Here is an 18,598-nt window from a genome sequence, read left to right as displayed (position 1 = left end):
TTGTTGTAGTCTGGGGGCATGCCATTCAGCAGCAATTCCGCACCTCCCGGGGACCTGTCCGAGCTTTTCCACCGCGCCTGGCGCTCACTGCGCCAGACCTGGTCGGCCAGGCTGGCCCCGTTCGAGCTGACCCCGCACCAGTCCCGCGCCATGCGGTCCCTGGCCCAGCACGGCAATTCCTCCGACCCTGCCTCCGGGGCGGGCATGCGGCTGAAGGAGATCGCCGAGCGCCTGCGCATCGCCCCGCGTTCGGCCACCGAGGTCATCGACCAGTTGGAGGCCAAGCAGCTGGTGATCCGGCGCCCGGACCCGCTGGACCGCCGTGCCACGCTGGTGAGCCTGACCGAGGAAGGGATGGGACTGAGCGAGCGCGTGCGGGCAGCAAGGCGCCTGCACACCGAGGAGTATTTCGGTCGCCTCGATGCCCAGGAACGCGCGGAGCTCGCCCGGATCCTGGAGAAGCTCTCCGGCACCCCAGGGCGTTAGGAACCGGGACCCGACGCCGCGGCTAGCCCTCGGACTTGCCGCGGCGCCAGTAGCCCATGAAGGCCACCTGCTTGCGGTCCATGCCGGCATCGCGCACCAGGTAGCGGCGCATCTCCTTGATCACGCCCGCCTCCCCGGCCAGCCAGGCATAGAACGGCTGGGTGGAAACCGTGGCGGTCTCCCACAGGATCTGCTCGTCCACGTCGACGTCCTCGGGGTCGGCCCCGGTCATCACGGCACCCGCGGCGGGAATCGCCACGATGTCGCGCACCGCGGCGGCCAGCAGCTCGCCGTGCGGGTGGGATCCGCGCGGCAGCCACTGCACGGACACGCCCGAACGGGTCGAGGATCCCTGGATGTCGCCGGTATCGGGGACCTCGATCAGCGCATGTCCGGTGACGCCGGCCGGCAGCGCCTCGAGGATGGAGCAGATGGCCGGGGCCGCGGTCTCGTCCCCTGCCAGCAGAATGCGCTTGGCTGCCCCGCGGCGGAATTCTATGCCGCCGTAGTTTTCGTCGCACAACCCCGCGTTGGGGCCCAGCAGGAGCATGCCGTCGCCGACCTGAGCCTGGGCGGCCCACACGGTGGCGGGTCCGCCGACCAGCTTGCCGCCCTCGGTGCGCAGGTGCAGCACGAAGTCGATGTCGATTTCCGCATGCTCCCCGCGGTTGTCCCGATGCCCCGCGGCGCGAAGCGCCCGCACGGTGTAGGTGCGCATGTCGCCCCGCGTTTCGGCCGGCAGCGCCAGCCAGCGGCGGTACCAGCCGCCGGCGTCCTCGGCGTTGAGCCAGGCACCCGGGCGCAGGGAATCGAAGTGGCCGGCCGTTTCCGGGGCCGCGGCACCCGGCTGGGGCGTCGGCGGGATCATGAGCTTGATGCGCAGATCCAGCGGGACGTCCCCGGCACCGAAGTGCGCAAGGTCGGCGCCGGAGAGGGTGATCCGGCGGTAGTTGTCGCTGAGCTCGTGGGTGGCCAGGACCCGGGTGGAGAAGGCCAGCATTTCGCTGATTTCCTCGGCGCGCTGCAGCCCGTCGGCGCGTGCCGCCTGAGATGCCTCGGTCCCCGACCCTGCCGGATCGTCGATGCCGGTTGCCGGTGACGGGTCAAGTGCGGGAACGGAGGCCACGGAACCCGCCTCGAGCCCGGCATCGGGATTCTGCGTGCGGTAGATGCCCTTGGAGGCCAGCACCGACTCGGCGCGCAGCACCCGGTGCCGGCCGATCGGCAGCACCAGCGGGGTTCCGGCCACCGGGTCCGGGATGACCCGGCACGGCATGCCGAAGACGTTCTTGACCATGTCCTCGGTGACCACCGCCGCCGGGTGCCCGGCAGCGACGATCTTGCCGTGCTTCAGCGCCACCAGGTGGTCGGCGTAGCGGGCGGCCAGGTTCAGGTCGTGCAGCACGATCACCACGGTGGTGCCGCGGGAACGGTTGAGCTCGGAGATGACATCGAGCACCTCCAGCTGGTGCGCCACGTCCAGGTAGGTGGTCGGCTCGTCAAGCAGCAGCAGCTCGGTTTCCTGGGCCAGGGCCATGGCGATCCAGACGCGCTGGCGCTGCCCGCCGGAGAGCTCGTCGATGGGGCGTTCGGCCAGGTCCGTGGTGCCGGTGAGGTTCATGGCGCGGTCCACCGCCGCCTCGTCCTGGGCGGAGAAGCGCTTGAACCAGCCCTGGTGCGGGTAGCGGCCGCGGCCGATCAGCTCGCGCACCGTGATCCCGTCGGGTGCCGTGGGGGTTTGGGGCAGCAGCCCCAGCATCTTGGCAACCTCGCGGGCCGGGCGGGAGTGGATGTCCTCCCCGTCCAGCAGCACCTGTCCCCCGGCGGGCTTCAGCAGCCGGGAGAGCCCGCGCAGCAGCGTGGATTTTCCGCAGCCGTTGGCGCCCACGATGATCGTCACCTCGCCCTTGGGCAGCTCCAACGAGAGCTCGTCGACGATGCTCACCGAATCGTAGGCGAGTGTGAGGTCCTGTGCTTCGAGAAGTGCCATGCGTGCTCTCAGCTTCCTTCCTTGTTGGCGCGCACCAAGACCCAGATCAGGAATGGTGCTCCCAGTGCGCCGGTGACGACGCCGACTGGCAATTGTATGTCGTGCAGGATATTGGTGGCGATGAACGTGGCGGCCGTGACCAGCAGCGCTCCCACGAGCGCGGCGGACCCCAGGTGGCTGCGACCTTTGCACAGGCGCAGGGCCAGCGGCCCGGCCAGGAAGGAGACGAAGGCCAGCGGGCCGGTCACGGCGGTGGCCACCGCCGTGAGTCCGACCCCGAGCAGGATCAGCCCCAGCCGGGTGCCCCGCACGTGAAGTCCCAGCCCGGCGGCGGTGTCGTCGCCCAATTCAAGGATCCGCAGCTTCGCGGCGGCGGGCACCAGCAGCGGCAACAGGATCGCCAGCGCGGCGGCCAGCATTCCCGCCCGCTCCCAGGTGCTGGCCGACAGCGAGCCGGTCAGCCAGCGCAGTGCGTCGCCCGCCGTGCGCACGTCGGTGCGGGTGAGCAGGTACTGGATGATTCCCTGCAGCATCGCGGCCACCGCGATCCCTGCCAGGATCAGCCGCGCCCCGGTGTGCTTGCCGGAGTCGGCGATGGCGTAGATCAGCAGGGCGACGGCCAAGGCGCCGGCACAGGCAATGAGCGAAAGCCCGATTCCCTGGGCGCCGAAGAACAACATCCCCGCCACCGCGGCGGCGGACGCCCCGTAGCCGACACCGATGACATCGGGACTGGCCAGCGGGTTCCGCAACATGCGCTGGAAGATGGCTCCGGAGGCGCCAAACGCGGCCCCGGCCAGGATCCCGACGGCTGCCTGTGGCAACCGGTCCTCCCAGAGCATGAACGAGACCCCGGGGACCCGTTCCCCGGACAGTGCGGACAACAGCTCGGCCACGGCGAAGGGGTGGCGCCCTGCCACCAGGTTCAGCACGACGGCCACCAAGATGCCGGCCGAGGCCAGCAGGTTCACGCGTGCCATCGGTCCCGGGCGGCGCTTGCCGCGCGGCCGGCGCACACCACCGGTTTCCGGCGGGAAGCGGGGCCCTCGCCGGGGCTTCGGGATCGCTCCGGAGACGGGCGCGGGAGCGGGAACGGCAGCTGCGGGCGCAACCTCGTCGGGTTCCACCGCGGGGTCCGGCGCAGGCGCGGGGCCGGCGGTGCGGCCGGTTCCGGCGATCATCTGGCGACTCACAGCGTGACCTTCTTTCCGCGGCGCAGCAACCAGAGGAAGAGCGGCGCACCCAGCACCGCTGTCATGACCCCGACCTGGATTTCCGCCGGCGGGGCGATGACCCGGCCCACCACGTCGGCAAGCAGCAACAGCACCGGGCCGGCAATCATGGACAGCGGCAGCAGCCAGCGGTAGTCCCCGCCGGCCAGCACGCGGACGGCATGGGGCACGATCAGCCCGACGAAGCCTATGGGCCCGGCCAGTGCGGTGGCGGCGCCGCACAGCAGCACCACCCCCGCGGCGGAAAGGGCGCGGCCGCGGCCCACGCGGAACCCGAGCCCCACCGCGGAGTCGTCGCCCAGGGCCAGCGCATTGAACAGCCTGGCACCGGTCAGCACCGCGACGGCGCCGAGCGCCAGGAACGGCGCGACCGACAGCATCTCGGGCACTTCCCTGGCACCGAGCGTGCCGACCTGCCAGAACCTGAAGCGGTCCAGGGCCTCCTGGCCGACCATCAGCACGGCGTTGGTCAAGGATCCGAGGCCGGCCGCCATGGCCGCACCGGCCAGGGCGAGCTTCAGCCCCGTGGCGCCGTCGCGACCCAGCGAGGCCACCAGGTACACCAACAGCGAGGCACCCGCGGCACCGACGAACGCGAAAAGAATGTAGCCGTGCAATGTGGACACGGCGAAGAAGTGGATGCCCAGCACCACTGCCAGCGCGGCACCGGCGTTGACGCCCAGGATGCCGGGGTCGGCCAGCGGGTTGCGGGTGATGCCCTGCATCCCGGCCCCGGCCAGCCCCAGTGCGGCGCCGATCAGCAGCCCGGCGACGGTGCGCGGGATGCGCGAGGCGATGACCGCGTGGTCCCCGTTGGCGGGATCCAGGTTGGCCAGGGCATCGAAGACGGTGGAGGGGGCGAGGGGGCGTGCGCCGATGAGCAGGGAGAGGAAGACAGCCAGCACCAGGACCGCCAGCAACCCCAGGCCGATCGCCGGGGCGCGCAGGGGCGATTCCCCGCGCCCGGTCCGGGTGGAAGCTGCCGAGGGGTTCGCGGTGTCAACGGATGCACTCATCGCTTTGCCGCCAGAGCTCGGACGGGGCGAAGCGCGGTGGCCCTAGACTGGGGGCCATGAGCATGCAGCAACCCACCGTGGCCTCCGGCCAGGCAGCCTTCCGCCTGGCGCCGAATCCCGGCCCCATGTCGCTGGAAGGCACCAATTCCTATGTGTTGCGCGCGGAGGGATCCGAACACGCGGTGATCGTGGACCCGGGTCCCGACGACGCCGGGCACCTGGCGGCGCTGGCCGCCGAATCCGTCGAACTGATCCTCATCACGCACCGGCACCCTGACCACACCGAGGGCATCGACACGCTGCACCGGCTCACCGGCGCTCCCGTGCGCGCCGCCCTGCCCGAGCATTGCCGCGGGGGCGAGGTGCTTTTGGACGGGGAGGAAATCCATGCGGCCGGCCTGCGGCTGCGGGTCCTGGAAACCCCGGGACACACCTCCGACTCTCTGTGCTTCCTGTTGCCCGACGACGGGGCCAACGGCTCGATGCTCACCGGCGACACCATCCTGGGCCGCGGCACCACCGTCCTCGATGCTCCCGACGGCACGCTGGGCGACTACCTGTCCTCGCTGGACAAGCTGGAGGCGGGACCCGATGCGTTGGTGCTGCCCGCGCACGGCCCGGTGCTGGAGTCGCTGCACGGGATCGTGCGCGAGTACCGCGCGCACCGGCACGAACGACTGGCCCAGATCCGCGCCGCGCTGGCGCAGATCCGGAGCCGTTCCGGCCAGGAGCCCACCATCGCCCAGGTCACCGAGGCGGTCTACGCGGACGTGGATCCCCTGGTGCGCCGGGCGGCCGAGATCTCGGTGGCAGCGCAATTGCACTACCTCAAGGAGTCCGAAGCTTCCTGACATTGAGTGTGGGTTCCCGCCTGTTCGGTGCCGGTGCGTGGGTGGGGGGTGTGCAGGCTACTTGCCTGCGGCTGCCTGGGCGCCCGCGGCGAACACCGGGACGACCTTGTCGATGGCGTATGGCACCGACAGCGGGGATGCTGCCGAGATGGCGAGCACCTCCATGTCGTTGGCCGCGGCCACCAGTCCGCCCTTGTCCACGGCGGGGATCTGGGAGAAGAGCTTGTTCTTGACGATGGCGTCGGTGCCCGTGGCCTCGTCGGCCCAGGTGAAGAACAGATCGGCCTCGAGCTCGTTGGCGCGCTCGGCGGCCCACGGCAGGAAGAACTCGCCGTCCTTGACGTTCTCGTCGACGATCTCGGCCTGGGTCATGCCCAGTGCGGTCAGGAATCGCGGGCGGGAATCCCCCGTGGCGTAGAGGCTGATGGTGTTGTCGGAAGGTTCCAGGTTTCCGGCGATGAACGTGGTGTCCTTGAAGACCGGGTTCGCCTCGGCGGCCGCGGTGATCTTGCCCTCGACGCCGGTGATGACGTCCTTGGCCTCGGCGTCCTTGCCCAGGGCCTGGCCAACTGCGGTGGTCACGTCCTGCCAGCCGGCGGTGTAGTTCGGTGCAACCGGACCGATGACCGGCGCGATCTTCGAAAGCTTCTCGTACTCGTCCTTCGTCAGACCCGAGTAGCCGGCCACAATCAGGTCGGGCTGCGCCTCGGCCAGGGCCGTGAAGTTCACGCCGTCGGCCTCCGAGTACTGCACAGGCGCCTTCTCGCTTCCGATGGAGGCGCCGAGCTCGGCGAGCTTGGCATCCTTCCAGTCGGTCGAGCCCTGCTTGTTGTTGCCCCAGGTGTCCTCGGCCATTGCCACCGGAACAACACCCAATGCCAGCACCGCATCGGCATTGACCCAGGAAACCGTGGCCACGCGTTCGGGCTTCTCGGTGATTTCGGTGGTGCCGTAGATGTGCTTGATGCTGACCGGGAATGCGTCGCTTGCAGCAGCGGTGCTGCTCGCCGGGGCGCTGTCGGCGGACCCGCCGCAGGCACTGAGGGTCAAGGCAAGGGCGGTTGTGGCTGCGGCGATGAGGCCGGCGCGTCGAGTGAACTTCATGTGAGTGTGGAATCCTTTGCGATTCAGCGGTGAAAACGAGGGAGTCAGAGCTTGATTGGCAGGTCCGGTGATGAGCCAATTCACAATGGCCCGCCGAGTAAGGCTAACCTCACTAAAACCTAATACGCAACACGACTCGGCCCTAATTGGTCATAACGGGTCACGACGCAGGGGGACAATTTCCCGTCATTTCGCACGTCAACCCAACCTTTGGTGACTAGGCTCACTTTATGAATGAAATATCGCCGCCGGAACCCAGGAATCCTCATCGCAGCCGGGGCACGGCCTTGGTCACCGGGGCTACGGCGGGACTCGGTGCCGAGTTCTGCACGCAGCTCGCCGCGCAAGGCCACGACCTGGTCATCGTGGCGCGCGACAAAGCCCGTCTGGATGAGGTGGCAGCACGACTGCACGCACAGTTTGCCGTTCACGTGGAAGTACTGGCCGCGGACCTGGTGACGGACGAGGGGACTGCGGCGGTTGCCGCCCGCCTCGCATTGGAATCAAGCCCCGTGTCACTACTGGTCAACAACGCAGGGTTCGGATTGCGCGGGAACTTTGCCAACAACGACCTCGGCGAAGAACTAGCTCACCTGCGCATCCACACCCAGACGCCGCTGGTCCTGATTCATGCGGCGATCGACGCCATGGGCACCCGCGGCGGCGGCCGGATCATCAATGTTGCCTCGGTTGCTGCCTTCACTCCGCGCGGGAGCTACTCGGCAGCGAAGGCCATGATGGTGAACTTCAGCAGGTGGGCCAACGTCTTCTATGCCGAGCGCGGCATCTCCGTCACCGCCTCGTGCCCCGGCTTCGTGCGCACTGAATTCCACGACCGCATGGGTGTCGACAAGTCCAGGATTCCGGCATGGGGCTGGCTGAACGCACCGGACGTGGTGCGCCGGGCCCTGGGCGACAGCGAAGCAGGAAAATCGATATCGATCCCCTCAAAGCGCTACAAGATCGCCGCCGGCTTGGCACGGATCGCGCCCGACGCCTTGGTGGAGCGCATGGCCCGGCGCGGACGCTGACGAGGACTGTCATTCGGGCCCGCCGGCCACACATCCCGCGAATCGGAGCAATACGACTTCCGGCGCGCCATTGCGCCCGGCACTCGGTCCATGCCCACGTCACTTTCGAGACGTATAACGCAATATGACGGAGATTACTTTCGGTACCGAAAAGTGCGCATTTTTCCCGTCTTCGCGGTGGACATTAGGCAACCCTTGCCTTCCGGACGGCCCGCGACAACAACCCATGGCGGTTGTCCGGTTTGCTCATAGGCATGCCTTATCTATAGCGTTTCAACCAAGTTCATTTACGCAACGAGGTAGTTCGCTAATTGCCGGGCGCCTCGATCAGCAGCCCCACCATCGGAGTTAAACATCGTGAAGACCCCTGTTCGCGTCGTTCTCGGCGCGCTCGCCGCCGGCGCATCCCTGCTTGCACTGACCGCTTGCGGCGGATCCACCGAGGCCGATGCCGCGGCCGCCGACGGCAAGACCGTCAGCATCACCCATGCACAGGGCACCACGGAAGTTCCGGTCAACCCGGAAACCGTTTACACCTTCGACCTGGGCGTACTTGACTCCATGACGGCGCTCGGCCTCGAGGCCGACGGTGTCCCGGAAACCAAGTACCCGGAATCGCTGGCCAAGTACAACGACGCCGCCGTCACCAAGATCGGTTCCATGAAGGAACCCGACTTCGAGGCCATCTCCAACGGCAACCCGGACCTGATCATCATCACCGGCCGCACCGCCGCCTCCTACGAGGAACTTTCCAAGATTGCCCCCACCGTCGACCTGACCGTGGACGCCACCAAGCCGCTGGATTCCTTCAAGGAGCAGGCCGGAAAGATCGGGACGATCTTCGACGTCGAAACCAAGGTCGATGAGAAGCTCGCGGCGCTCGACACCAAGATCGCCGACACCAAGGCCAAGAGCGCCAACGCGGGCAAGGGCCTGATCATCATGACTTCCGGCGGCGAACTGACCGCCTACGGAGCCGGCTCGCGCTTCGGCCTGATCCACGACGTCCTGGGCGTGTCCACGGTTGCCGACATCAAGTCGGAGGGCTCACACGGCGAGTCGATCTCCTTCGAGTTCCTGAAGACCAACAACCCCGACACCCTTTACGTGATTGACCGCGATTCGGCCATGGGAACCTCGGGCGAGGCCGCCAAGGCCGTGCTGGACAACGAGCTGGTCGCCTCGACCAACGCCGCCAAGAACGACAAGATCGTGGGCCTGGACTCCAACGCCTGGTACATGATTGGCTACGGCCTGGACAACACCGCGAAGATGATCGACGAGGTCGCTTCGGCCCTGTAGGCACCGCCTCGACGACGCCTTCCACATCATGAGCGCACCAGTATTGAGCCGAACGGCCGCCGCGGAGCAAGTTCCCGCGGTGGCCGTTCGGCGTTCCAAAAAACCCTCTGAAACAGCGTGGCTGGTTCTGGGCACCGTCGCTGTCCTGCTGCTGGCGGTCGTGAGCTTGTTCGTCGGGGTCTCCGAAGTCTCCCTGCCGCAGCTGCTGGCCGGGAACGCGGAAGCCTGGGACCTGTTGTGGATCTCCCGCGTGCCGCGCACCCTGGCCGTTGTGCTGGCCGGAACCGCGGTGGCGGTGGCTGGCCTGATTATGCAGCTGATGGTGCGCAACCGGTTCGTCGAGCCCTCCACGGTGGGCACCGTGGAATCGGCGACCTTGGGCATCCTGGTGGTTACCGTCGTGCTGCCCGCCGCCCCCATCATGTTGAAGATGGGCGTGGCAGGCGTGTTTGCCCTCGGCGGCACCGCGCTCTTCCTGGCGGTGCTGGGCCGGCTGCCGGCCCGCAACACCCTGCTGGTGCCCATCGTCGGCATCATGCTCGGCGGGGTCATCGGCTCCGTGACAACTTTCTTCGCCTACAAGTACGACCTGCTCCAGACGTTGAGCAACTGGATGATCGGGGACTTCTCCGGGGTGCTGCGCGGCCGCTACGAGCTCTTGTGGCTCGTAGCGGCGCTCACCCTTGCCGGCTACCTGGCCGCGGACAGGTTTACCGTCGCTGGCCTGGGCGCCGACTTCACCACCAACCTGGGGATGAACTACAAAGCGGTCATGCGCCTGGGGATGGTGCTGGTCTCGCTGATCTCCGCCGTGGTGGTCACCACCGTGGGCGCCGTCCCGTTCCTCGGGCTGATCGTGCCGAACATCGTCTCACTGCTCTTCGGCGACAACCTGCGCCGGGCAGTGCCCTGGACCGCGCTTTTCGGCGCGGGCTTCGTGCTGGTGTGCGACATCATCGGCCGCACCATCCGCTTCCCCTACGAGGTCCCCGTGGGCATGGTGATGAGCGTGCTCGGCGCCACCATCTTCCTGACCCTGCTGCTGAGAACCAGGAAACGCAATGCCTAAGACCCTTTCCGCCGCACCGGCTCCCGCCTCCGGGGGCCCGAATCCATCCCCGCGCCGCGGCCGCACCGGCTTCACGCTCGGTGCGCTGTCCCCCAGAGGCATGTCCCCGCGAACGCTGGTCATCGTGCTGGCTGTCATCACCCTGGGCTGCATCGCCGCGTTCATGACCATCGACCTGCGCGGGAACCTCTCCTACGCGTTGACCCGCCGGGGCATCCGCGTCGGGGCCATGCTGGTGGTCGCGGTCGCGGTGGGCCTGTCAACGCTGATGTTCCAGACCGTGACGGCCAACCGCATCCTGACCCCCTCGATCATGGGCTTCGACGCGCTGTACATCCTGATCCAGACCGGGCTGGTCTTCGCCTTGGGCTCCTCCACGCTGCTCACCGCCGCCCCGTCGCTGAAGTTCGGGGTCGAGGTGGCGCTGATGGTTGTCTTCTCCGCGCTGCTCTACCGTTGGCTCTTCACCGGCGGCACCGGCTCGCTGCACCTGATGCTGCTGGTGGGCATCGTCATCGGCACGCTCTTCCGCGGATTCTCCTCGCTGCTGCAGCGGTTGATGGAACCGAGCGAATACATCGTGCTGCAGGACCTGTTCTTCGCCTCCTTCAACCAGGTCGAGCCGCTGCTGCTGGGAATCTCCGCCGTCGTCGTGGTGCTGGTCGCCGCGGTGGTGTGGAAGCTTCGCAAGACCTTCGACGTGCTGGCGCTGGGACGCGACACGGCCGTCAACCTGGGCGTGGACCACCGGCGCATCGTCACCCTGGTGCTGGTGCTCTGTTCGATCCTGGTCGCGGTCTCCACCGCGCTGGTGGGTCCGGTGACCTTCTTCGGGCTGCTGGTGGTCTCCCTCGCCTACCAGGTGGTGCGCAAGTTTTCCCACGCCGCCCTGATTCCCATCGTCTGTCTGCTCGGTGGCATCACGCTAATCGGCGGCCAGCTGGTGCTGGAGCGCGTCTTCGGCTTCGCCACGGCCCTGAGCGTGATCATCGAGTTCGCCGGCGGCCTGCTGTTCCTCTACCTGCTCCTGAAGGGTTCCCTGAAGTGATTTGCATTGATTCGGTGACCAAGTCCTATTCCGGGACCACCGTGGTGGACGCGGTGAGCACCACCATCCCCGCCGGCGGGGTCACCTCCATCATCGGGCCCAACGGAGCGGGAAAATCCACGCTGCTCTCGCTGATTTCGCGGCTGATCCCGATGGACAACGGATCGGTGTCCATCGCCGGCCTGGACATCGGGCGCACGCCCAGCAAGCAATTGGCCAAGTCGATGGCGATCCTGCGCCAGGAAAACCACATCACCATGCGCCTGCGCGTGCGGGACCTGGTGGGCTTCGGCCGTTTCCCGCACTCCGGGGGCCACCCCACCGCGCAGGACGAAAAGCACATCCTCGAGGCCATGGAGCAGTTGGACCTGACTCCGCTGGCCGACAGGTTCCTGGACGAGCTCTCCGGCGGGCAGCGCCAGCGCGCCTACATCGCCATGGTGCTGGCCCAGGACACCGACTACCTGCTGCTCGACGAGCCGCTGAACAACCTGGACATGAAGCACTCGGTGGAGATGATGCGCATGATCCGCCGGCTGGCCGACGAGCTGGGCAAGACGGTGGTCATCGTCATCCACGACATCAACTTCGCCTCCTGCTACTCGGACACCATTCTGGCGATGCGCGAGGGCGTGCTGGTGCACCAGGGGACCCCGGCGGAGATCATGACCGGGGACGTGTTGCGCGACGTGTACGACATCGACATCCGCATCGAGGAGATCGACGGAAACCGGATCGGCGTGTACTTCGCCTGATCACCTGCGCCGCTATGCGGCGGGGTAACTCGTCAGGGGTGGATGAATGGTTTTGCGCGAGGCTTGGGGAACCGCGGATGCCTCAATGGCGCCCCCTGGGCTGGTGCATTTACAGGATTTGGGTGGAATTCGGGTAAGTTTGCCCACAATGCGAGACGCCACCCGACACTAATAACTATTCATTGACCTGCATATTGCGCGGTTTTTGCGCGGTCGGCCGCCCCTTGCCGCAAAATCCGCAGCTTTGGAAAAATGCAAAAATTGCCTACATGACCACGCACAACATCGCACCGGGCACGACGCGTCCGACGCTTCGCCAGCAACTGGGAGCCCGCAAGCCCATCGAGTCCTTCATCGCCGAGGCAGGCAACGGAACCGGCGACGGACCCAAGCTGCGCCGCACGCTCGGGCTGCTGCACCTGACCATGATCAGCGTCGGCGCCACCCTGGGCACCGGCATCTTCGTGGTGCTCTCCTCCTCGGTGCCGATGGCCGGGCCTGCGGTGTGGATCTCCTTCGCCATCGCCGGGCTCGCCGCACTCTTCGCGGCGCTCTCCTACGCGGAAATGGCCGGCGCGGTCCCCGTTTCCGGGTCGAGCTACACCTACACCTACGCGACCATGGGCGAAGGCCTGGCCTGGATCTGCGGGTGGTGCCTGGTGCTCGAGTACGCTGTCTCCGTCGCGGCGATTGCGGTGGGAGCCGGCGAATACCTGAATGAGATGGCCCGTTCGCTGGGCGTGGGCCTGCCCGCGGCACTGACCAATCCCCCGGGGTCCGATGGCGGCGTGTTCAACATCCCGGCCCTGCTGATCGTTCTGTTCGCCACGGTGCTGCTGGTGCGCGGCACCAAGGAATCCGCAATGGTCAACACCGTGCTGGTGTTCATCAAGATCGCGGTGCTGCTCTTCTTCATCGTCATCGCCTTCAGCGCCTTCACCTCCGGGAACTTCGACCCGCTGCTGCCGATGGGCACCGCCGGGGTCTCAGCGGCCGCAGCCCGCCTGTTCTTCTCCTACATCGGCTTCGATGCCGCCTCCACGGCCGGCGAGGAAGCAAAAAACCCGCAACGCGACCTGCCGCGGGCCATCGTGCTGTCCATGGTCATCATCACCTCCCTGTACATCCTGGTGGCCATCGCCGCGATCGGCGCCCGCCAGTGGACCTGGTTCGAAGGCAAGGAAGCGGCGCTGGTGCAGCTGCTCGAGGAAGTCACCGGCCAGGGCTGGGTGGCGCTGCTCTTTGCCGCCGGCGCCGTGCTGGCCATCGTCTCCATCGTGATCACGGTGCTCTACGGGCAGACCCGCATCCTGGTGGCGATGAGCCGCGACGGCATGGTCCCGAAGGTCTTCGGCCGCATCTCCCCGCGCAACGGGGCCCCGGTGGCGGGGACCTGGATCACCGGCGGCGTGGTGGCCCTGGTGGCCGGATTGGTGCCGCTGGGCCAGCTGGCCGATGCCACGTCCATCGGCACACTCTTCGCGTTCTCGTTGGTCTCCCTTGCGGTGATCTTCCTGCGCCGTACGCAGCCTCAGCTGCCGCGCACCTTCAAGGTTCCGCTCTACCCCCTGACCCCGATCCTCGCGATCCTCTTCTGCGGTTACCTGATGCTCAACCTCGGGGTGGGCACCTGGGTGGTCTTCGCGATGTGGATGGTCATCGGCGCCGCGATCTACCTCGGCTACGGGCGCCGAAACTCGAAGCTTGCCGCCAACTGGGACATGCTCCGGAAAAACTAGGTGACTCACCCCGCCACACCGCTGCCTGGGCAGCGGTGTGGCGGACTTGTGCAGGTCGCGCCAGGAGCTTTCCAGAACCACGCAACCGGGCATCGGAGCCGATGGTGACGGGTTCAACGCCCATCTCCTGCCAGGGCCGGAGATCCGTGGCGGGGGCTTAGGGCATCGGCTGGACCGGACCGCCCGGGACCGGACGGCCACGGCGCAACGGTATGGAGCAGGCAGCGGCCAAGGCCGCCATGCAGGCGCCGTAGATGAGGGTGTTCACGGCGAACCCCACGCGGTCGCGCCCGGTGGGCGGGGACGTCATGAAAAACTTCGGACCCATCGCGGCCAGCAGCGGAATGTGCCCCGCAACGATCGTGCCCGCCGCTATACGCCCCCAGAGCGGGCCGCGGCCGGCCAGCACCATTCCTCCGGCCATGCCAAACAGGGGTGTGGCGATGGCGTTGGATCCCTCGCCCGTTTCAAGAAGTTTGCGCATGAGCCCGGGAAGCGGCAGCGTGCAAGCTGCGAAGACCAGCGGGCTGGCCGAGAACCGGTCCAGATTTCGTTCGGGGTCCCCCGCCCGCAGGTCGGCGCTGTGCGCCAGCATCGCGCCCGTGATGGCCCCGGGAAGCATGATCCCGACGATGGTGTTCCGGGGATTGACGCGCGAGGCGTCCCCGACGAGGTTCCCCATGTACATGCGCATCGTCGCCGACCACGCCAGTCCGGCTGCTGCTCCCAGGATTATGCTTCGCATCGGTCCTCGCCCTGTTCCATTGATGGTGGCCACGATGATCCTCCGTGGCGGCCTCGGGCACAATGACCGGGCCGCCCCATGGGCATGGACGGGAATCGAACTCGCCCGGCGTGGGTTGTACCCCGGTAATGGAACTCGTGCTCTACACCTCCGCCTTCTGCGCACCCTGCGTGCGTGCCCGTTCCGTCCTCGGGAACGCCGAAAAACTGCTGCCTCAGGCCCGCTTCCGGGAAGTCGACGTGCCCTCGAACCTCGGGGAGTCCGAGTCCTCCGGCATCGTCTCGACCCCCACGCTGGTGGTGCTTCGCGAGGGCACCGAGGTGTTCCGGGCCTCCGGGGTGCCCAGCGTGCAGCAGGTGCTGGCCGCCGCCGCGCTGGCCCTGGACTAGCACCGGCTCCGCGCCGGGGCCCGGGTCGGCTCCTCCCGCACCCGGAGGCGGTCGAAGGGCGCTAGCGCAGCCCGCCAAGCTGAAGGTTGCGCAGGTATCCGAGGGAGTCCGAGGCTAGCGCATCCTGGCTGCTGGCCAGCGGGCGCCAGGTGTGCGCGCTGCCCGGCGCGAAGGACTCCACGCACAGCGGCCCGGTGTAGACGGCCAGGTCCAGGGCGTGGATGAAGGCGTTGAAGTCGAAGTGGTCGGCCCCGACGGCTCCCCGGTTGTTGCCGCTGACCTGCACATGGGCGATGTGGCCCATGGCGCGGGCCACCGAGGCGGCGATGTTCCCTTCCTCGATGTTCAGGTGGTAGGTGTCAAGGAGCATGCCGAGGCCCGGTCCCAGCAGCGGTTCGAGGGCGTCGAAGGCCTGGTCGACGGTGTTGATGAAACTGGTTTCGTAGCGGTTCAGCGGCTCGATGCCCAGGGTGACTCCGCGCGCCACCGCACGGTCGACCAACGGGGCGAGGTTGGTGCGCAGCTGGAGGTAGGCGTGCTCGCGCTCGGCCCCGGTCATCGTCCAGGTGCGCCCGGTGGAGGCGTGGAGCGGCCCGGCCACGGTGTCGGCGCCGAGCTCCGCGGCCACGTCGATGCACTGTGCCAGGTAATGCCCGGTGGCGGCGATTTCCGCTGCCGGGGCGGAGACCAGGTTGCGCAACGGGGTCATCACCCCGATCACCACCGGGGCCAGCCCGTGGCCGGCGAGCACCTCCCGGGCGGCGGCCGGGTCCCAGTCGCCGGGGTTTTCCAGCGGCAACTCGATGGCCCCGAAGCCCAGGGCCGCTGCATGGGCGGCCAGTTCCGCGAGGGAGGCGTCGTCCAGCCGCCGGGTCCACAACCGGGTGCTCACGCCCAACGTGCGTTCCATGGTTCCTGCTCCCCTGCCGTTGGCCTGCGTATCGATTGCCCCGGGCGCGCGGAACGTGCGCCGAAGCCCTTGGTGCCCATGCTACGTCCGGCCGGTTGCCCCTGCCAGTGCGGGGCGGTGCACATCGCCCGGGACCCCGCCCGCCGATACGCGGCGCGCCGCCGGTTCGCGGTGCGGGGTTTTATTGTGAAGAATGGGTCGGTGATCCCCTCGCCTGTTGAACCCGCCCCCGCCGCCTGCCTGCAACGGATCGTCGCCGATTCCTCGGACCGGATCGCATGGCTGCGGGCCCGTTCGCAGGGCATCACCGCCACCGACGTGGCCAAGCTTTCCACCCCGAAGTCCATCCAGTCGGCGGCCTGGGACAAGCTGCACGGCTCGGGCTTTGGCGGGAACCCCTACACCGACCACGGCCGGGCCCGCGAACCGGTGATCGCCGCTTGGGTGCAGGAGAACTTCGGGATCGTTCCCTCCAGCCAGCTCTTCCACGCGGCGGAGAACCACATCCACCTCGCCACGCCCGACGGGTTGGGCATCCGCGAGACAGGCCGGGTGGAGCTTGCGGAAATCAAGACCACCAACAAGCCGTTCAAGACGATTCCGCGCAACTACCTGCGCCAGGTGTTCTGGCAGCAATACGTGCTCGGCGCCGAACGCACGCTTTTCGTGTGGGAGCCGCACAAGGACTTCGTCCCGACGCATGCCGAACCGCTGACCCGCTGGGTCGACCGGGACGACGCGGCGATCAGGGACCTGATTGCCAAGGCCGACGAGATGGTGGCGGTCCTGCGCGAACGCACCGCCGCGGCCCGCGCGCGCGCCGACTATGGGCCCGCCGCGCTGTACCTCTGAGCATTGTTCCCCGGCCCCTGATGATGGGGCTGCGGGTCAGGCCGGGGCGGCACCGGGCATCACTGGCTTGGGCAGTGCGTCGGGGTAGTCCTTGCCGAGCTCGGCAATCAGGTGCTCGCGGACGTAGTTGCGCAGGTCGTACAGGTCCCCGGGGTTCCTTGCGCTGACACCAATCGTGACTTTAAGGATTCCTCCGATGGCATCTGTCACGTTCAGGTCCCCGATGCGTCCGTCCCACAAATCCGTCGAGGCAAGCAATTGCTGGGTGCGGGTGCGCAGGTGCTCGATGGGTGCGTTCCAGTTCAAATCCAGCAGAACGAAGCCGCTGATCTCGGTGCTGCGGCGCGACCAGTTCTCAAACGGGGTCGTGGTGAAGTGGGTCGAGGGGATGATCATCCGTCGTCCGTCCAGCAGCAGCACCACCACGTAGGTCAGCGTGATCTCCTCGATGGTTCCGCGCTGGGTCTCCACCACCACGGTGTCGTTGACCCGAATCGCGTCCGTGAAGGCGATCTGCAGCCCCGCAAAGACGTTGGCCAGGGAGGACTGCACGGCGAGCGCCGCGACCACGGAAATCAGGCCGGCGGAGGCCAACAGGCCGGCTCCCAGCGCCCTGACCTCGGGAATCGTGAGCAGGGCCCCTGCCACCGCCAGGGTGATGATCAACGCGGTGACCACCCGGCGCAGCAATCCGACTTGCGTCTGGATCTTGGCCAGACGCCGGGGATTCCCGTCGTCCTCGCGGTACCTGGCCAGGACGATGTCCTCGAAGACGCCTATCACGACGATCAGCAACCACGCGATGGAGCTGATCAGCCCCAGCAAGAGCAGGAACTGCCAGATGGTGACCCATTGGCTCGGTGCAAAGCCCACTCCCACCGCGACCTTGGTGAAGGCAAAGGCCAGGGTGAACAGCAACGGCGCGCGTCGTAGGGTGCGTTCGGGAGGAAGTCCCTGGATCCGGCGCAGCAGGCGCTTGAGAATGAAGGACAGGACCACGGTGATAACGATCGCGGACAGTAACCCGATCGCAACCACAACCCAGGGCCGAATGGCATCGGGTAATGCGTTCGTGTTCTGCACGGCCTCGTTCAGGGCGTCGTCCAATGTTCCGGTGGCAAAGATCTGCATCTCACAAGGTTGTCACACGCCCTTGGGTGTCGGCTGGATATCGCCCCACCACGTCGGTCATATCTCCTCTGGGTTGCAATGCCATGGATTGTGCGTAAACCCCCTTGCGAGGCGGTTTCCCGGCGCGCAAGCTGATCTCACCACCCCCTCCACCCGCATTTTCCGCCCTTAGCGAGGCACACCATGAAATCCAGGATCACCGCCGGCATCGCCGGTGCACTACTCATCGCGGGACTCGGCATCTCCCCCGTTTCCCCTGCGGCGACCGCCACGGCGGCCACCGCCCCCTATTGCGGCATCACCTGGGGCTCACTCGCCGACTCCGTCGCCGCATACTCGTCCGCCACCATCACCAACGTCCGCACCGGCCGCCACACCTGCTATGACCGGATGGTCATCGACCTCAAGGGCAAGGTCAAGGGCTACGACGTGCGCTACGTCAACGCCGTCTTCACCGAGGGCCAGGGCAAGCATGTCCCGCTTGCAGGCGCCGCCGACCTGCGCATCATCGTGAAGGCACCCGCCTACACGAGCTCCGGCACCCCCACCTACAACCCGGCCAACCGGACCAACGCCAAGAACGTTTCCGGCTACACCACCTTCCGCCAAGTCGCCTACCTGGGCAGTTTGGAGGGGCAGACCTCCTTCGGCCTGGGCGTCCGCGCCCGGCTTCCGTTCCGCACCTTCGTCCTCACCGCCGCCGACGGGAGAACCAGCCGCCTGGTGATCGACGTGGCCCATCGCTGGTAGCGGAGCGCGGGAACACCTGCGGGCACCGGTTCGGCACCACGGCTTCGTGGCGCGGGACCGGTGCCCTTTCCCTGCCCGCGTTGCCACGGCCCGGAGCCGGACCGGCACCCCAACAAGGGACGCAAGGCCCACGCGAGAGCGGTGTTGGATGACAAAACAACGTCATCCGGGACGCCGCACCGGCGGATATGACACGAT

At 67.4% G+C, this 18,598-nt stretch carries 18 protein-coding genes; 11 read left to right on the top strand and 7 right to left on the bottom strand.

The window, feature by feature from the left end; genetic code table 11:
• The first annotated feature begins 18 nt into the window (after positions 1 to 18).
• Positions 19 to 486, top strand: a complete 468-nt coding sequence (locus Q2T94_RS12565) for a MarR family winged helix-turn-helix transcriptional regulator (RefSeq protein WP_264270039.1) — start codon at positions 19 to 21, stop codon at positions 484 to 486.
• Positions 487 to 508: 22 nt separating this feature from the next.
• Here Q2T94_RS12565 and Q2T94_RS12560 read toward each other — a convergent pair whose 3' ends face one another.
• The 3 genes from Q2T94_RS12560 to Q2T94_RS12550 are packed head-to-tail and all read right to left on the bottom strand — an operon-like array spanning position 509 to position 4,724.
• A complete protein-coding gene (locus Q2T94_RS12560; RefSeq protein ID WP_302264740.1) occupies positions 509 to 2,476 on the bottom strand; it encodes an SIP domain-containing protein in 1,968 nt (655 codons plus the stop codon).
• An 8-nt stretch (positions 2,477 to 2,484) separates the two neighbouring features.
• Positions 2,485 to 3,669 (bottom strand): FecCD family ABC transporter permease, encoded by a 1,185-nt coding sequence (locus Q2T94_RS12555; RefSeq protein WP_302264739.1) that lies wholly within the window; start codon positions 3,667 to 3,669, stop codon positions 2,485 to 2,487.
• Complete coding sequence (locus Q2T94_RS12550; protein ID WP_302264737.1) at positions 3,666 to 4,724, bottom strand: FecCD family ABC transporter permease; 1,059 nt, start codon at positions 4,722 to 4,724, stop codon at positions 3,666 to 3,668. The genes Q2T94_RS12555 and Q2T94_RS12550 overlap by 4 nt, the downstream gene beginning before the upstream one ends.
• A gap of 56 nt (positions 4,725 to 4,780) precedes the next feature.
• Here Q2T94_RS12550 and Q2T94_RS12545 point away from each other — a divergent pair, with 56 nt between their 5' ends.
• Complete coding sequence (locus Q2T94_RS12545; protein WP_302264735.1) at positions 4,781 to 5,575, top strand: MBL fold metallo-hydrolase; 795 nt, start codon at positions 4,781 to 4,783, stop codon at positions 5,573 to 5,575.
• 57 nt (positions 5,576 to 5,632) lie between these two features.
• On the opposite strand, the gene Q2T94_RS12540 is transcribed toward Q2T94_RS12545, so the two are convergent.
• Entirely contained in the window at positions 5,633 to 6,679 is a 1,047-nt protein-coding gene (locus Q2T94_RS12540) for an ABC transporter substrate-binding protein (protein ID WP_264270044.1), read from the bottom strand.
• A 230-nt stretch (positions 6,680 to 6,909) separates the two neighbouring features.
• Here Q2T94_RS12540 and Q2T94_RS12535 point away from each other — a divergent pair, with 230 nt between their 5' ends.
• The 6 genes from Q2T94_RS12535 (at position 6,910) to Q2T94_RS12510 (ending at position 13,623) form a co-directional block, all read left to right on the top strand.
• The gene (locus Q2T94_RS12535) at positions 6,910 to 7,710 is read left to right on the top strand and encodes an SDR family NAD(P)-dependent oxidoreductase (protein WP_302264733.1); all 801 of its coding nucleotides are present in this window, start codon (positions 6,910 to 6,912) and stop codon (positions 7,708 to 7,710) included.
• Between the two features lie 357 nt (positions 7,711 to 8,067).
• On the top strand, positions 8,068 to 9,012 hold the full coding sequence (locus Q2T94_RS12530; RefSeq protein WP_264270046.1) for a siderophore ABC transporter substrate-binding protein: 945 nt from the start codon (positions 8,068 to 8,070) through the stop codon (positions 9,010 to 9,012).
• 28 nt (positions 9,013 to 9,040) lie between these two features.
• The gene (locus tag Q2T94_RS12525) at positions 9,041 to 10,081 is read left to right on the top strand and encodes an ABC transporter permease (RefSeq protein WP_302264732.1); all 1,041 of its coding nucleotides are present in this window, start codon (positions 9,041 to 9,043) and stop codon (positions 10,079 to 10,081) included.
• Positions 10,074 to 11,129 (top strand): iron chelate uptake ABC transporter family permease subunit, encoded by a 1,056-nt coding sequence (locus Q2T94_RS12520; protein ID WP_302264730.1) that lies wholly within the window; start codon positions 10,074 to 10,076, stop codon positions 11,127 to 11,129. Before Q2T94_RS12525 ends, Q2T94_RS12520 begins: the two co-directional genes overlap by 8 nt.
• Complete coding sequence (locus Q2T94_RS12515; protein ID WP_264270049.1) at positions 11,126 to 11,884, top strand: iron ABC transporter ATP-binding protein; 759 nt, start codon at positions 11,126 to 11,128, stop codon at positions 11,882 to 11,884. The genes Q2T94_RS12520 and Q2T94_RS12515 overlap by 4 nt, the downstream gene beginning before the upstream one ends.
• Before the next feature lie 269 nt (positions 11,885 to 12,153).
• Positions 12,154 to 13,623 carry an amino acid permease gene (locus Q2T94_RS12510; RefSeq protein WP_302264728.1) on the top strand — a complete coding sequence of 490 codons (1,470 nt, stop codon included), beginning with the start codon at positions 12,154 to 12,156 and terminating at the stop codon, positions 13,621 to 13,623.
• 157 nt (positions 13,624 to 13,780) lie between these two features.
• Here Q2T94_RS12510 and Q2T94_RS12505 read toward each other — a convergent pair whose 3' ends face one another.
• Complete coding sequence (locus Q2T94_RS12505; protein WP_264270051.1) at positions 13,781 to 14,368, bottom strand: hypothetical protein; 588 nt, start codon at positions 14,366 to 14,368, stop codon at positions 13,781 to 13,783.
• 128 nt (positions 14,369 to 14,496) lie between these two features.
• On the opposite strand from Q2T94_RS12505, the gene Q2T94_RS12500 reads away from it, so the two are divergent.
• A complete protein-coding gene (locus Q2T94_RS12500) occupies positions 14,497 to 14,757 on the top strand; it encodes a thioredoxin family protein (RefSeq protein ID WP_264270052.1) in 261 nt (86 codons plus the stop codon).
• A 61-nt stretch (positions 14,758 to 14,818) separates the two neighbouring features.
• Here the strand turns inward: Q2T94_RS12500 and Q2T94_RS12495 are convergent, their stop codons facing one another.
• A complete protein-coding gene (locus tag Q2T94_RS12495) occupies positions 14,819 to 15,667 on the bottom strand; it encodes a sugar phosphate isomerase/epimerase family protein (RefSeq protein ID WP_302264725.1) in 849 nt (282 codons plus the stop codon).
• 201 nt (positions 15,668 to 15,868) lie between these two features.
• On the opposite strand from Q2T94_RS12495, the gene Q2T94_RS12490 reads away from it, so the two are divergent.
• The gene (locus Q2T94_RS12490; RefSeq protein ID WP_302264724.1) at positions 15,869 to 16,519 is read left to right on the top strand and encodes a YqaJ viral recombinase family protein; all 651 of its coding nucleotides are present in this window, start codon (positions 15,869 to 15,871) and stop codon (positions 16,517 to 16,519) included.
• 36 nt (positions 16,520 to 16,555) lie between these two features.
• Here Q2T94_RS12490 and Q2T94_RS12485 read toward each other — a convergent pair whose 3' ends face one another.
• A complete protein-coding gene (locus tag Q2T94_RS12485; RefSeq protein WP_264270055.1) occupies positions 16,556 to 17,650 on the bottom strand; it encodes a mechanosensitive ion channel family protein in 1,095 nt (364 codons plus the stop codon).
• Between the two features lie 183 nt (positions 17,651 to 17,833).
• On the opposite strand from Q2T94_RS12485, the gene Q2T94_RS12480 reads away from it, so the two are divergent.
• Entirely contained in the window at positions 17,834 to 18,400 is a 567-nt protein-coding gene (locus tag Q2T94_RS12480; RefSeq protein WP_302264722.1) for an AMIN-like domain-containing (lipo)protein, read from the top strand.
• The last annotated feature ends 198 nt before the right edge of the window (positions 18,401 to 18,598 follow it).

It is taken from the genome of Paeniglutamicibacter sulfureus (assembly GCF_030512175.1).
Taxonomy (GTDB): Bacteria; Actinomycetota; Actinomycetes; order Actinomycetales; family Micrococcaceae; genus Paeniglutamicibacter; species Paeniglutamicibacter sulfureus.
Note: the sequence above shows the minus strand (reverse complement) of the source record. Positions and strands in the feature narration are given on the sequence as shown.